This is a genomic window from Pseudomonas sp. LW8, assembly GCF_041956865.1.
GTDB classification, from domain to species: Bacteria; Pseudomonadota; Gammaproteobacteria; order Pseudomonadales; family Pseudomonadaceae; genus Aquipseudomonas; species Aquipseudomonas siliginis.
On record NZ_CP168138.1, the window covers coordinates 4,629,127 to 4,642,661 of the forward strand.

14 protein-coding genes and 1 tRNA gene are annotated in these 13,535 nt (G+C 58.5%); 10 read left to right on the forward strand and 5 right to left on the reverse strand.

Translation table 11 applies throughout. The annotated features are described in order from the left end of the window. Positions 1-48: 48 nt before the first annotated feature. The 5 genes from secF to queA form a co-directional block, all read right to left on the reverse strand. A complete protein-coding gene (gene secF, locus AB9L16_RS20825; protein ID WP_252868239.1) occupies positions 49-963 on the reverse strand; it encodes a protein translocase subunit SecF in 915 nt (304 codons plus the stop codon). A 9-nt stretch (positions 964-972) separates the two neighbouring features. Continuing rightward, positions 973-2,841: a protein translocase subunit SecD gene (gene secD / locus AB9L16_RS20830; RefSeq protein ID WP_016773318.1), complete on the reverse strand. Its 1,869-nt coding sequence runs from the start codon at positions 2,839-2,841 to the stop codon at positions 973-975. 65 nt (positions 2,842-2,906) lie between these two features. Further along, positions 2,907-3,245 carry a preprotein translocase subunit YajC gene (yajC, locus tag AB9L16_RS20835; RefSeq protein WP_016773317.1) on the reverse strand — a complete coding sequence of 113 codons (339 nt, stop codon included), beginning with the start codon at positions 3,243-3,245 and terminating at the stop codon, positions 2,907-2,909. Positions 3,246-3,288: 43 nt separating this feature from the next. After that, complete coding sequence (gene tgt / locus AB9L16_RS20840; protein WP_160768392.1) at positions 3,289-4,404, reverse strand: tRNA guanosine(34) transglycosylase Tgt; 1,116 nt, start codon at positions 4,402-4,404, stop codon at positions 3,289-3,291. 14 nt (positions 4,405-4,418) lie between these two features. Beyond that, a complete protein-coding gene (queA, locus tag AB9L16_RS20845; protein WP_095181702.1) occupies positions 4,419-5,483 on the reverse strand; it encodes a tRNA preQ1(34) S-adenosylmethionine ribosyltransferase-isomerase QueA in 1,065 nt (354 codons plus the stop codon). Positions 5,484-5,591: 108 nt separating this feature from the next. Between queA and AB9L16_RS20850 the strand changes: the two genes are divergently transcribed. The 10 genes from AB9L16_RS20850 to AB9L16_RS20895 all read left to right on the forward strand — a co-directional run bounded on the left by AB9L16_RS20850 (position 5,592) and on the right by AB9L16_RS20895 (position 13,503). Continuing rightward, a tRNA-Leu gene (locus AB9L16_RS20850) sits at positions 5,592-5,676 on the forward strand. Positions 5,677-5,841: 165 nt separating this feature from the next. Then, the gene (locus tag AB9L16_RS20855; RefSeq protein WP_375122646.1) at positions 5,842-7,083 is read left to right on the forward strand and encodes a tyrosine-type recombinase/integrase; all 1,242 of its coding nucleotides are present in this window, start codon (positions 5,842-5,844) and stop codon (positions 7,081-7,083) included. Between the two features lie 246 nt (positions 7,084-7,329). After that, positions 7,330-8,268, forward strand: a complete 939-nt coding sequence (locus tag AB9L16_RS20860) for a hypothetical protein (protein WP_375122647.1) — start codon at positions 7,330-7,332, stop codon at positions 8,266-8,268. Positions 8,269-8,350: 82 nt separating this feature from the next. After that, entirely contained in the window at positions 8,351-8,605 is a 255-nt protein-coding gene (locus AB9L16_RS20865) for a helix-turn-helix transcriptional regulator (RefSeq protein ID WP_375122648.1), read from the forward strand. After that, positions 8,602-9,210, forward strand: coding sequence for a hypothetical protein (locus AB9L16_RS20870; protein ID WP_375122649.1), 609 nt, complete (start codon positions 8,602-8,604; stop codon positions 9,208-9,210). Before AB9L16_RS20865 ends, AB9L16_RS20870 begins: the two co-directional genes overlap by 4 nt. Continuing rightward, positions 9,207-9,512, forward strand: coding sequence for a hypothetical protein (locus tag AB9L16_RS20875; protein ID WP_375122650.1), 306 nt, complete (start codon positions 9,207-9,209; stop codon positions 9,510-9,512). The genes AB9L16_RS20870 and AB9L16_RS20875 overlap by 4 nt, the downstream gene beginning before the upstream one ends. A gap of 376 nt (positions 9,513-9,888) precedes the next feature. Then, complete coding sequence (locus AB9L16_RS20880) at positions 9,889-10,050, forward strand: hypothetical protein (protein WP_172791593.1); 162 nt, start codon at positions 9,889-9,891, stop codon at positions 10,048-10,050. Beyond that, positions 10,047-10,331 (forward strand): hypothetical protein, encoded by a 285-nt coding sequence (locus AB9L16_RS20885; protein WP_083354188.1) that lies wholly within the window; start codon positions 10,047-10,049, stop codon positions 10,329-10,331. Before AB9L16_RS20880 ends, AB9L16_RS20885 begins: the two co-directional genes overlap by 4 nt. Continuing rightward, positions 10,328-10,600, forward strand: a complete 273-nt coding sequence (locus AB9L16_RS20890) for a DUF3077 domain-containing protein (RefSeq protein WP_083354187.1) — start codon at positions 10,328-10,330, stop codon at positions 10,598-10,600. The genes AB9L16_RS20885 and AB9L16_RS20890 overlap by 4 nt, the downstream gene beginning before the upstream one ends. Further along, positions 10,597-13,503, forward strand: a complete 2,907-nt coding sequence (locus AB9L16_RS20895) for a DUF927 domain-containing protein (RefSeq protein ID WP_375122651.1) — start codon at positions 10,597-10,599, stop codon at positions 13,501-13,503. The genes AB9L16_RS20890 and AB9L16_RS20895 overlap by 4 nt, the downstream gene beginning before the upstream one ends. Positions 13,504-13,535: the final 32 nt, after the last annotated feature.

Genomic DNA, 13,535 nt, shown 5'->3' on the forward strand with positions numbered 1-13,535 from the left:
GTTCAACTCGCGCCTTTTGTTGGCTGACAGCCGGGAAATCGCTGGCCGTTATGGACGGTCGTCGACTTCCTTCTCGGTGTTGGCCGGAGGAATCAGATCCTCGGTGGTCAGGTTCAGCCAGATCAGCACCACGTTGGCGATGTAGATCGACGAGTAGGTACCCGCCAGTACACCGATGAACAGCGCGATGGAGAAGCCGAACAGGTTGTCGCCGCCGAAGAACAACAGTGCCGCGATGGCCAGCAGGGTGGAGATCGACGTCGCCATGGTGCGCAGCAGGGTCTGGGTGGTCGAGATGTTGATGTTCTCGATCAGCGTCGCCTTACGCAGCACACGGAAGTTCTCACGTACCCGGTCGAAAACCACGATGGTGTCGTTCAGCGAATAACCGATGATCGCCAGCACCGCCGCCAGCACCGTCAGATCGAAGGTGATCTGGAAGTACGAGAGGATACCCACGGTCACGATCACGTCGTGGATCAGCGACACAATGGCGCCGACCGCAAACTTCCACTGAAAGCGGAACGCCAGGTAGATCAGGATGCCGCCGAGCGCCAGCAGCATGCCGAGGCCGCCCTGGTCGCGCAGTTCTTCACCAACCTGCGGGCCGACGAACTCGACTCGCTTGACCGTCGCCGGGTTGTCGCCGCCGACCTTCTGCAATGCGTCTGCGACCTGATGGCCCAGCTGCGGGTCTTCACCCGGCATGCGCACCAGCAAGTCAGTAGTGGCGCCGAAGTTCTGCACCACAGCTTCGTGATAACCGGAAGTCGCCAGTTGCTCGCGCACCTTGGTGACATCGGCCGGACGCTCGTAGGTCAGCTCGATGAGCGTACCGCCGGTGAAGTCCAGACCCCAGTTCATGCCCTTGGTGGCGACACTGAACAAGGCAATGACGGTAAGCAACACGGTGACGCCGAACGCGAAGTTGCGAACGCCCATGAAGTTGATTGTACGTAACATGGCAGCCCCTTAAATCCACAACTTCTTGAAGTCACGCCCGCCAAAGATCAGGTTGACCATTGCGCGGGTCACCATGATGGCCGTGAACATCGAGGTAAAGATCCCGAGGGACATGGTCACTGCGAAACCCTTCACCGGGCCGGTGCCCATGGCGAAGAGAATGCCGCCGACCAGCAAGGTGGTCAGGTTGGCATCGAGAATCGCAGTAAATGCCCGGCCGAAGCCTTCGTTGATTGCCCGCTGCACAGTCATGCCGGCGGCGATCTCTTCACGAATCCGCGAGAAGATCAGTACGTTGGCGTCGACCGCCATACCCATGGTCAGGACGATACCGGCGATACCCGGCAGGGTCAGCGTGGCGCCCAACAGCGACATCAATGCCAGCAGCAGCACCATGTTCACCGCCAGCGCGACGGTGGCGATGACGCCGAAGAAGCGGTAGATGGCGATGATGAACAGCGATACGAACAGCATGCCCCACAGGGAAGCGTCGATACCTTTGGTGATGTTGTCAGCACCCAGGCTCGGACCGATTGTGCGCTCTTCAGCGAAGTACATCGGTGCAGCCAGACCACCGGCACGCAGCAGCAGCGCCAGCTCGGACGACTCGCCCTGACCGTTCAGGCCAGTGATGCGGAACTGCGCACCCAGCGGCGACTGAATGGTCGCCAGGCTGATGATCTTCTTCTCTTCCTTGAACGTCTGCACCGCAACGTCTTTCTCGACGCCATCAACCACTTGCTTGGTGTAAGTGGTGACCGGACGCTGTTCGATGAAGATCACCGCCATGCTGCGACCGACGTTGGAACGGGTCGCGCGGCTCATCAGCTCGCCACCGTGGCCATCCAGACGGATGTTCACTTCAGGCGTGCCGTGCTCGCCGAAACCGGCCTTGGCGTCGGTGACCTGGTCACCGGTGATGATCAGACCACGCTCGATCTGCGCTGGCGGACGGTTGCCTTCGCGGAATTCGAACGATTCGGAAGTGGCTTTCGAAGCGCCCGGCTCGGCGGCCAGACGGAACTCGAGGTTGGCCGTCTTGCCGAGAATACGCTTGGCTTCGGCAGTGTCCTGCACGCCCGGCAGCTCAACCACGATGCGGTTGGCGCCCTGACGCTGCACGATCGGTTCGGCAACACCCAGCTCGTTGACGCGGTTACGTACCGTGGTCAGGTTCTGCTTGATGGAGTATTCACGGATTTCCGCCAGCTTGGCCGGGGTCATCGCCAGACGCAGCACCGGTTGACCGTTGAGATCGGCCGGAACAATGTCGAAATCGTTGAAGTTCTTGCGGATCAGCGCACGGGCCTGTTCGCGAGAATCTTCATCGCTGAAGCCCAACTGAATGGCACCGCCCAGTTGCGGCAGGCTGCGATAGCGCAGCTTCTCTTTGCGCAGCAGGCTCTTGACGTCGCCTTCGTAGACTTTCAGGCGCGCATCGAGGGCTTTGTCCATGTCCACTTCGAGCAGGAAGTGCACACCACCGGACAAGTCCAGACCCAGCTTCATCGGGTGCGCACCGAGGTTGCGCAACCATTGCGGAGTGGTCTGTGCCAGGTTCAGCGCGACGACGTAGTCATCACCCAATGCCTTGCGCACAACATCCTTGGCCGGCAGCTGGTCTTCAGCCTTGCTCAGACGGATCAGACCGCCCTTGCCGCCTGCCGTCAGCGTAGCCGCCTTGACGTTGATGCCGGACTCTTTCAGCGCTGTGCTGACGCGAGCCAGATCGGCGTCATTGACCTGCAGAGCCGTGCTGGCGCCGCTGATCTGAATGGCCGGGTCATCAGGATAAAGATTGGGAGCGGAATAAATCAGACCGATCGCCAGCACCGCCAGGATCAGAATGTATTTCCACAGAGGGTATTTGTTCAGCATCACGCCGCCCGTTATGAACGCGGGGCGCCTTGCGCGCCCCGTCGATTGAGTAGAAGTTGTTGCTCTTAGATCGCTTTCAGCGTGCCTTTTGGCAGCGTGGCGGCGATGGCGCCTTTCTGGAACTTCATTTCCACGGTGTCGGAAACTTCCAGAACCACGAAGTCATCGGCAACCTTGGTGATCTTGCCGGCGATGCCGCCAGTGGTCACGACTTCGTCGCCCTTCTGCAGGCTGCTCAGCAGGTTCTTCTGCTCTTTGGCGCGCTTGGCCTGTGGACGCCAGATCATCAGGTAGAAGATGACCAGGAAGCCGACCAGGAAAATCCACTCGAAGCCGCCGCCCATTGGGCTTGCAGCAGCCGGTGCAGCTGCGTCAGCCATGGCGTTAGAGATAAAAAAGCTCATTTAGCACTCCAGTTGCAAATGTTGAATCTTGGGGTCAGAAAACTCAGTCCAAAGGCGGGACGGGAAGTCCGCGTTTGGCGTAGAAGGCATCGACAAAGGCGGCCAATGTACCCTGTTGAATAGCCTCGCGCAAACCAGCCATGAGCACCTGATAATGGCGCAAGTTATGGATGGTATTGAGCATGCTGCCGAGCATTTCGCCGCACTTGTCCAGGTGATGCAGATAAGCGCGCGAGAAGTTCTGGCAGGTGTAGCAATCGCAGGTCGGATCCAGCGGCGATTCATCATGGCGATGGAACGCGTTACGGATCTTCAGCACACCGGTATCGATGAACAGATGCCCATTGCGGGCATTACGGGTTGGCATCACGCAATCGAACATGTCCACCCCGCGGCGCACACCCTCAACCAGATCTTCCGGTTTGCCAACGCCCATAAGGTAACGAGGTTTGTCAGCGGGCATCTGGCCCGGCAGATAATCCAGCACCTTGATCATTTCGTGCTTCGGTTCGCCCACCGACAGACCGCCGATGGCGAGGCCGTCGAAGCCGATCTTGTCGAGGCCTTCGAGCGAGCGCATGCGCAGGTTTTCATGCATGCCGCCCTGAACGATGCCGAACAGCGCTGCGGTGTTGTCACCGTGGGCATTCTTCGAACGCTGGGCCCAACGCAACGACAGCTCCATCGATACCCGCGCGACGTCTTCGTCAGCCGGATACGGCGTGCATTCGTCGAAGATCATCACAATGTCGGAACCGAGATCGCGCTGCACCTGCATCGATTCTTCCGGGCCCATGAACACTTTGGCGCCGTCGACCGGAGAAGCGAAGGTCACGCCCTCCTCCTTGATCTTGCGCATCGCGCCGAGGCTGAACACCTGGAAGCCGCCGGAGTCGGTGAGGATCGGGCCTTTCCACTGCATGAAATCGTGCAGGTCGCCATGTTCCTTGATCACTTGAGTGCCGGGACGCAACCACAGGTGAAAGGTGTTGCCCAGAATGATTTCCGCGCCAGTGGCGACGATGTCGCGCGGCAGCATGCCCTTGACCGTGCCGTAGGTGCCGACCGGCATGAACGCCGGGGTCTCGACGGTGCCACGGGGGAAGGTCAGGCGACCACGACGAGCCTTGCCATCGGTGGCCAGCAGCTCAAAGGACATTCGACATTCGCGACTCATTCTGTTTCCTCTGGGCCTGTCTGTTCAGGGGCAGTTGGAGCGGGATTGCGGGTGATGAACATCGCATCCCCGTAACTGAAAAAGCGGTAGCCGTTTTCCACGGCGGCCTTGTAGGCGGCCATGGTTTCGGGATAACCGGCAAACGCGGAAACCAGCATCAACAGCGTGGATTCCGGCAAATGGAAATTGGTCACCAGGGCATCGACCACATGAAACGGCCGGCCCGGATAGATAAAGATGTCGGTGTCGCCACTGAACGGCTTGAGCACACCATCGCGCGCCGCGCTTTCCAGCGAACGCACGCTGGTGGTGCCGACCGCAATCACCCGACCGCCACGCGCCCGGCACGCAGCGACCGCATCGACCACATCCTGGCCGACTTCCAGCCACTCGCTGTGCATGTGGTGATCTTCGATCTTCTCGACGCGCACCGGCTGGAACGTCCCCGCGCCGACGTGCAACGTCACGAACGCAGTCTCGACGCCCTTGGCAGCAATCGCCTGCATCAACAGCTCATCGAAATGCAGCCCCGCCGTCGGCGCCGCCACCGCACCCAGACGCTGGGCATACACGGTCTGATAACGCTCGCGATCCGAGCCTTCATCCGGGCGGTCTATATAAGGAGGCAACGGCATGTGCCCGACGCGATCGAGCAGCGGCAAGACTTCCTCGGCAAAACCCAGCTCGAACAGCGCATCATGACGCGCGAGCATCTCGGCTTCGCCACCGCCGTCGATAAGGATCTTCGAACCCGGTTTCGGCGACTTGCTGGAGCGCACATGGGCCAGCACGCGGTGCGCATCGAGCACGCGCTCGATGAGAATTTCCAGCTTGCCGCCGGACGCTTTCTGCCCGAACAGCCGCGCCGGAATCACCCGGGTATTGTTGAACACCATCAAATCGCCCGGGCGCAAATGCTCAAGCAAATCAGTGAATTGACGGTGTGCCAGGGCGCCGCTCGGCCCATCAAGGGTCAGCAGGCGACTACCGCGACGCTCGGCCAACGGATGGCGGGCGATCAGCGAATCAGGAAGCTCGAAAGTAAAGTCAGCAACGCGCATGATGGGGTTCGTCTAGCAGGGCCGGAAAGTCTAGCGGAAATATCGAAAATTGACCATGAAACGTGATTGACCAACGGTAATCACCTCTCTATACTTCGCCGCCATTGAGCCCTGATGGCGGAATTGGTAGACGCGGCGGATTCAAAATCCGTTTTCGAAAGGAGTGGGAGTTCGAGTCTCCCTCGGGGCACCATATAGCAGTATCTGAAAGTCTCTACCAGACTCTCAGACCCAGAGAAACCGGCCACTTGAGCCGGTTTTTTTGTGTCTGGCTATCTACTCCTGTATCCCTTTATCCGTTGTATCCCTGTATCCCTGCTTGTATCCTGAGAAAATTACCGAACTTTGGGATACAAGGATGAAGCGCGCAGACATCAAGCGCCGCCCTCTCGCTGACACGACACTCGCGGGATTGGAGCCGGAATCAAAGGAATACCGGGAGCTAGACGGAAACGGCCTCTATTTCAGGGTCAAACCTGATGGTGGCAAGTCTTGGCAGCTTCGCTACAAACGTCCGGCGGGCAATTGGGCATGGATGGGGCTCGGGGGTTACCCGGAAGTAAGCGGTGCACTTGCACGAGACAAAGCGGCCGATCTACGCAAGATCGTAAGTAGCGGTGCCGATCCTCTCGAACAGAAGAGATCTGCCAAAGCAGCCATTAACGCTGCCAAGACTAGAACCTTTCGAGCGGCTGCTGAAGCTTGGCTGAAGGCCAAAGAGGAAAAGGGCCTCGCCACCTCCACCCTTAACAAAATTCGCACCTACCTCGACAAAGACATACTCCCAGCATTGGGAGATAAGCCACTCGATGAAATAACCCGTACCGACTGCGCGAATCTTCAGGCATCCCTCGAAGCCCGAAACGCACACAACGTGGCGGAAAAGTGTCGCACCTGGGTCAACCAGATTTTCGGCCGTGCTATCGGATTAGGAGTGACTGAAAACGATCCGGGCAGCCGCCTTCGTGATATTGCAGCGCAGGCCCCTAAGACTCAGCAACACCCACACTTGCTTGAACCTGAGCTGGCTGAATTTCTTCACGCACTAAAAAACACTCCGAGCAGACTGACAGCCCGCACAGCTGCATGGCTTTGTTTATGGACAGCATCGCGTCCAGGCATGGTGCGCTTGGCCGAATGGAAAGAGTTCGACCTTGAGAAAGCCATCTGGACTACGCCCGCCGCCAAGATGAAGATGCGTCGGGATTTTGTGTGCCCTTTGCCCCAGCAAGCGGTTACCGCCCTTAAGGAACTGCACTGCCTAACAGGACGGAGTCGCTGGCTTTTTCCCGGCGTAGGAGCCAAGAACCCTACCATCAGCGAAAACACAATTAACAAAGTCTTCGCGACCATCGGCTACAAAGGTCGCCTCGTTGGGCACGGTACTCGACACACAGCGAGTACATTGCTTCGAGAACATGGCTGGCCGAAGGAGCATGTTGAAGCGCAGCTAGCACACAAGGAAGAAGGTATTTCAGGGGTCTACAACAAAGCTCAATACTTAGAGCAGCGCGTAACGATGATGCAGTGGTATGCCGATCATCTTGATGGACTTGCAGCTGGCAATGTAGTGCAAGGCCAGTTTGGAAAGGCAATATGACTTCCCTACCTATCACCCAGTGCAAAACCAGTGTAACGCGTGTTACAGGTGTAACTAAAAACGGCAACCAATTGATTTCATTGGTTTTATTTCCAGTTACACGCGGCAAAACATTGGCCCTTTCTATGTGTAACGTCCCTGAATCGTGTAACAAGACTCTACCCCCCTCAGCCATGCTGGCGGCCTATCCATTTGACGTGCGCCGCTGCGATAACACGCCGATTCCGGGGCGACGGGGGAGCCAGAATGGATATTGAACTGGACACTGACTTAGGGGAGCTGGAAATTGCAGGAGTCGACGTCGAATGCCTAATTAGGGACATGGACGATATCGAAACAGCTGTTCTAGAGTTAACGCTGTACCCGCAGTTCAACGACTATTTTCGAGAAACATTCGATCTTATCAATGCCGCCACTTCATTCTGGCTTGAGGATGGGGCCTACGCGCTCTGTGCCGAGCGCGTCACAGGAACCTTGTTTCGACTCCGTGATGTCATCGACGAACATGCTAGTGCCACGGAAGCCGGCTCTTTGCCAAATGTCATTCGACAGCTCCCAGGCTTCAATCATCAAGCAACGGACTCGCAACTGGTCGCGGCCTTCGCCCTAGTGCTCGGTACCCAAGCATTGGAGGTCCTCGCGAATTGGCTGTTCGAACTTGAGCTAGCGACTTACGACATCGATGCCGACCTGATAGAGCAACTGAGAAATGAATCGCCGCGCCAGTACCTCGCCCTCATTGAGAAAGAACGATATCGACGTAGCGGACTTGAAATTCGAGCACGAGAGCAATTTGCTGTTTTTATGGGAGAGGCTAATCAGACGCTGTTGATGGCAAATTTTTATCAACAAGTGGAGCGCATGGATGTATCCAAAAATGGTTTCAACACATCAAGTCTAATGCGCCGACTACTCGACGAAGCTTTCTCAGCGAAAGCAACGAGGCGTGGCCAAGAGGCAGGTAAAGGCAACCTAGACCCCAGCTCAAAAACACAAACGGAGGCCATGGATCGACGGTCAAAAATCAAGGCTGCCGCAGAAACGATTATTGAGGGACGCAAGATTGAGAAGCGAAGCCTTAGCGATGCGGAGCTAACCAACCTTCTTTTCGATCAAACAGTACATGGCACAAAAAAAACCATCCGAGAGCATTTGACCGCGCTAGGCCTTAGACCCTTGAAATAAAAAGGGGAACAGACACAGTCCGTTCCCTCTCCCCTCCGTAGCGTATGACCTGTTGTCTCTATTCACACAGGTTTGGATCGCTATGACTACCCAACTAAAAACCATCACCCCGCACGACCCCGCTACGACGCTCATTCGCATGCCGGAGGTCATTTCAATCGTAGGGCTCGCACGCCCGACTATCTACAAGCTCATGCGCCGACCTGAGAGCGGATTCCCGCTGCCAGTGAAGCTGAGTACCAGCAACGCCCGAAGTGCTCCCGTTGCATGGGTATTGGGAGAGGTACAGGCGTGGACACGAGCGCGTATCGCCGCCCGTGACCAGGTGGCCGCATGAAGCGCAATTACTGCCCTTTCAAGGGACCATTTCTAGACTCCTACAGCATCGGATTCCGCCTCTACCAGCCCGGGGCGATCAACTGGCGCCATCGCACTATTGCGGGTGTGAGCTGGAACGGCGAAGAGCAAAAAGCGTTCTTTTTCAGCCCTGACGGCCTCGCACTTCCACTCAAAGCCAATCCTTGGGAACTGCCCGAGCTGATCCGCAAAAATGCGGTGCGCAGGGAGTTTTCGAGCGTTCACGGCTCCGGCTTTTTTGCTATGAGCGAAAGCCGCCTCGCCTCGTTGAAATCGCGCGGCATGACCGACTGGGTTACCTACTGGCTCGTCGATCAATCAGCGGGATTCGCGAACGATCCGGCGGTATGGCAACGCATCATTGATGAGGATCTTGCCGTCGAGAAGACGACAAGCGAGCGCGCTCATCAAGATATGCGCTTGACCTCCGACCTGAACGGTTATGTCGAGGAGTGTGTTGCACAACGCCGTGAGCAGATGGTCGTTGTACACCGTCGCCGCTGTGTTGAAGACAGCAAGATCCTCGCCTGGCTCAAAGGTGAAACACCGCCGCCACTGTTCGCTAATGCGCAGGAGGCAGCATGAATCGCAAGATCGCTGATAACGCCTTGATGCATCCGTTCTCCGTGCTGCGCCGGATCGGATTCTCTACTCGCCTCATGCAGCGCATTGAACGCCACCGCAGCCAACAGGAAAAGCGAGGCCGCGTGGTCAGCGTACTGAGTTGGGCCGACGGTACCTGGTGCGCCCTCTCCCTTCACTGCGAAAAAACCGGCGCAGTGATCGTCGACGAAGGCCAGCAAGCCCAAGCCTATGAAGACGCCCGCTCGATGCTCAGCGGCGGCTTCCTACCGCTCCTATCCCTGCGCTGGGAAGCCCATGCCTGAAACGAAAACGCCTCCGGGGGCGATCCGGAGGCGTTGAGGTCAATCTACATGCACGAACAATTTATGCCGCACCTGAAAAAACCGCAAGCCATCAGCGCAGTTGCACTTTCGAAAAACGGACGTTACTCTCTGGCCGTCGCTGCAAATTCAGCGATTGGGCTTGGCGGCCCAAACAGTACAAGGCGCAACAGCGCCCCCATTACGATTGCAGGCGCTTTTTTTGTGCCCGCATTCCCGTGTTATGGCGGGTTGCGTAGGAGCACCCTCGGGTGCGCCGGTCTCCTTGTACGCCGGTCCGCCAATCCTGCGCAATCCGTCACCCTAATCTGCTTGGCGGCAGACGGTGGCGGTTCCTCAGTACAAGGAGCCTTCACAAATGCAATACGCCCTCAATCCGTCCAAAATTCGCGCCGCTGCACACCGTGCAATGGCTCTCGCCGCTTTACACGCCAACTCCAGCCTCGCTACACGCCTCTCCCGTTACAACGCTCACATGGCCAAAGCCCGCGCACTCGAAACCGCAGGCGGTGCCCAATGAACAACGCTTTGAGTTTCGCCCTGCCCGAAGACCTGCTCTGCGTGAATCCGACCGCAGAAGCCGGTGTGCCCATCGACGCCATCACCTGCGCCATTGCTCGCGCCGACTCGGTGCTGACGCTGCTTGAAGAACACTTCGAAAACGACTCCTCGCGCCTTGCTAATCACGTCATCGCAGCCGTCCTCTGGGACGTGCGCGGCACACTTGGCTTGATCAAGACGCTGACCTTGCACGGCGACTCCACCTCGATGCCTGCTGCGCAGAAAGGCGGTGCGCTATGACCACCTCCACCACCCTCGGGCATGCCACGTTCACTCGCGTGAACGCCTCCGATTTGAAGTTGTTCCGGGTCAATGCCGGAGTACCGGTCGAAGACGCACTGGAGATGGTTTCCCTGCTGCAGCATCACGCCAACCAACTTAATTTCGACGCCGCCATGAGTGACAGCGGTGAGCGTTTCAGTTGGCCTGCCATGTACCTAGGCGAGATGGCTAAAGCTCTGATCGATGACATCAACGACGCATTGTTTCTGCCGAGGGCTGACGCATGAGCCAACGCCCGAGCACCTCCGCAAAGCGTCCAAGCTTTGCCGACGTGAAAGCCGCTGCACTGAAAGACATTGATCGTGTCTTGTCGCACTGGCTGCCCAATGGCAAGCGCGTCGACGGCGGCAAGGAATACACCGCTCCGAATCCGACACGCAGCGATAAGCGCGCCGGTTCGCTCAAGATCAATCTGAGCAAGGGCACATGGGCCGACTTTGCTACCGGCGACAAGGGCGGTGACCTGATTGATCTGGTGCGCTATCTGGACGGCGGCACCGACGTCGAGGCCTGCAACAAACTCGCAGACCTACTGAATGTTGCGCCCGGCACCGCCCAGGCGAAGAACGCGCCTGCCAAGACGAAAACCCCTGAGTGGATTGCCATTCAGCCGATCCCAGCAGAGGCCATGAACAAGTGCCCTGCCAAGCATCGGCAGCACGGCGCACCGTCCAAGGTGTGGATCTACCGTGACACACAAGGCAATCCGCTTATGGCGCTCTACCGCTTCGACCTCTCGCCCGATGAGGACGGCAAGCCGAAGAAGGTATTTGCACCACTTACATGGTGCGAGCGCGCCGATGGCCAAACCAAACAATGGCGCTGGCAGGGTCTGCCCGATCCACGTCCGCTGTTGCGCCTTGATGAACTGGCTGAGCGCAGTGATGCACCGGTAGTTGTGTGCGAAGGCGAGAAAGCTGCCGACGCTGCCGCCGAACTGCTGCCGAGCCACGTGGCCACCTGCTGGCCGAACGGTTCCAACTCTTGGCACAAAGCCGACCTGGCACCGCTGAAAGGCCGAGATGTACTGCTGTGGCCTGACAACGACGACAGCGGTAAAGCTTGCATGGAAGCCGTCGCCGAGAAGGTGCGTGAAATCGGCGCCGCCTCGGTTCGGTTCATCGCTCTGGACTCGTTCAAACGAAAGCCCACGCTGAAGAGTGGCCGCGCCACCTTCTTCAAAGGTGGTCAATGGGATGACGGTGATGACGCTGCCGATGCGCTCATCAAGAATTGGACAGCCGCCCATTTCGCCGAGCTGCAAAACAGCGGCGAGCTGTATGGCTTGGTCGAGGAAAAACCATCCACGGAGCAGGCTGAAGCCAAGCCGGAAGCGAGGACGAAACCCGCAACCAAGCGCCCGACAAAATCGAAAAACGATCTGATGCCCGGTGGCTTTCGATTGACGTCCGAAGGTGTGTTTTATGCCGGTGACGACGGCGAAGCGCGTCCGGTTTGCTCGCCACTGGAGATCCTTGCCCGTACTCGCGACGACAAGGGGCAGAACTGGGGTTTGTTGGTTAAATTTGACGATCCCGACGGCGCCAAGAAGCGCTGGAACATTCCGGCGCGCACCATGACGGGTGACTTCGGCAAAGACGTACTCGGCCCTCTGGTAGACATGGGCCTGCGGCTTGCAGGCAGTCGTTCAGGACGCAATGCACGCAATGACCTGCAGAGCTATCTCGGCGGTTTCGACAGCGCCCAAAGGGCACGGTTGGTCACGCGCTTGGGTTGGCATGACACCGCCTTTCTACTGCCCGAGCAGCAAGTCGGCACGCACAGCGAACACCTGCACTTCTACGAAGCGGGTGCGCAGCTTCCGCCGATCAGCGAAGCAGGCACATTGGAACAATGGCAACAGCAGATCGGCGCGCTGTGCGTCGGCAACCATCGCTTGGCGTTTGTCGTCGGCGTGGCCTTCGCGGGTCCGCTTCTGCACATGCTCGGCCATGAGTCGGGTGGCTTTCACCTCTACGGCGACAGCTCTGGCGGCAAGACCACTCACCTGCAAGTCGCCGCATCGGTGTACGGCGGACCACGCTTGGTGCGTTCGTGGCGTTCTACCGATAACGCGCTGGAATCTATCGCAGCAGCACATTCGGACGGGCTCCTGGTACTCGATGAAATCGGCATGTGCGATCCGCGCATCATCGGCGAGACGGTTTACATGCTCGGCAATGGCACCGGTAAAGCTCGCGCTAATGATCGAGGCCAAGCAGGCCGACAGGTGCAGGAGTGGCGTTTGCTATTTCTCTCCACCGGCGAGAAGACGTTGGCCCAGCACATGGCCGAAGCGAACAAGGAACTGAAAGCGGGTATGGAAGTGCGCATGCTCGCTGTCCCGGCCGATGCCAGCAAAGGCCTTGGCATGTTCGATGTGCTTAACGGTTTTGAGGATGCGGCGGCACTGTCCGACGCGCTCAAGGCACGAGTAGCGAAATATTACGGTACTCCACTCACTGCATTCCTCACGGCGCTGTGCGAACCCGGCAAACGTCACGGTTGGTCCGCCATCCTGCGCCGCACGCTGGAAGGGTTTATCGCCCAGTCGCTCCCGGCCTCGGCCAGCGGACAGGCACACCGTGCAGCCGCTCGCTTCGGCCTCGCGGCCGCAGCGGGTGAGCTGGCCACCGCAATGGGTATCACCGGTTGGCCGGATGGGACTGCCACCACAGCCGCTCGCGTGTGTTTGAACGCATGGATGAACGAGCGAGGTGGAGCCGGGAACTTCGAGGGTGATGCGATCTTGGCGCGGCTGCGCCAGGTCATCGAGCGCTTCGGTGAAAGCCGCTTCACCCGGTGGGAATCGGCGGCGGCCAAGATCGACGAACACGGCCCGCGCACCATCGACCGCCTCGGCTTTCGCAAGACACTGGAACACGGCATGGGCGACACCATGCACACAACCAATACCTATTACGTACTACCCGAAGCGTGGCGCTCCGAGATTTTCCGGGGCATGAACATCAACGCCGTGAACAAGGAGTTGTTGCAGCGCGGCGTGCTGGAACCGGCCAGCGACGGCAAGGCGTCGAGTCTAGTCCGATTGCCCGGACTTGGGCCCCAGCGCTGCTACATCGTGAAGAGGATTCCGGGAACGGATGAGAGCGAGGCTCGGGCTGCCTGAAGGCACGTCTGCTGATCGAGGTAGCGCCGGCT

What these genes read in the sequence shown, in the direction of transcription:
- AB9L16_RS20860 (WP_375122647.1), top strand. Translation starts at nt 7,330, where the DNA reads ATGGATATTGAACTGGACACTGACTTAGGGGAGCTGGAAATTGCAGGA.
- secF (WP_252868239.1), bottom strand. Translation starts at nt 963, where the DNA reads ATGTTACGTACAATCAACTTCATGGGCGTTCGCAACTTCGCGTTCGGC.
- secD (WP_016773318.1), bottom strand. Translation starts at nt 2,841, where the DNA reads ATGCTGAACAAATACCCTCTGTGGAAATACATTCTGATCCTGGCGGTG.
- AB9L16_RS20875 (WP_375122650.1), top strand. Translation starts at nt 9,207, where the DNA reads ATGAATCGCAAGATCGCTGATAACGCCTTGATGCATCCGTTCTCCGTG.
- AB9L16_RS20885 (WP_083354188.1), top strand. Translation starts at nt 10,047, where the DNA reads ATGAACAACGCTTTGAGTTTCGCCCTGCCCGAAGACCTGCTCTGCGTG.
- AB9L16_RS20865 (WP_375122648.1), top strand. Translation starts at nt 8,351, where the DNA reads ATGACTACCCAACTAAAAACCATCACCCCGCACGACCCCGCTACGACG.
- AB9L16_RS20870 (WP_375122649.1), top strand. Translation starts at nt 8,602, where the DNA reads ATGAAGCGCAATTACTGCCCTTTCAAGGGACCATTTCTAGACTCCTAC.
- AB9L16_RS20890 (WP_083354187.1), top strand. Translation starts at nt 10,328, where the DNA reads ATGACCACCTCCACCACCCTCGGGCATGCCACGTTCACTCGCGTGAAC.
- AB9L16_RS20855 (WP_375122646.1), top strand. Translation starts at nt 5,842, where the DNA reads ATGAAGCGCGCAGACATCAAGCGCCGCCCTCTCGCTGACACGACACTC.
- tgt (WP_160768392.1), bottom strand. Translation starts at nt 4,404, where the DNA reads ATGTCCTTTGAGCTGCTGGCCACCGATGGCAAGGCTCGTCGTGGTCGC.
- AB9L16_RS20895 (WP_375122651.1), top strand. Translation starts at nt 10,597, where the DNA reads ATGAGCCAACGCCCGAGCACCTCCGCAAAGCGTCCAAGCTTTGCCGAC.
- yajC (WP_016773317.1), bottom strand. Translation starts at nt 3,245, where the DNA reads ATGAGCTTTTTTATCTCTAACGCCATGGCTGACGCAGCTGCACCGGCT.
- queA (WP_095181702.1), bottom strand. Translation starts at nt 5,483, where the DNA reads ATGCGCGTTGCTGACTTTACTTTCGAGCTTCCTGATTCGCTGATCGCC.
- AB9L16_RS20880 (WP_172791593.1), top strand. Translation starts at nt 9,889, where the DNA reads ATGCAATACGCCCTCAATCCGTCCAAAATTCGCGCCGCTGCACACCGT.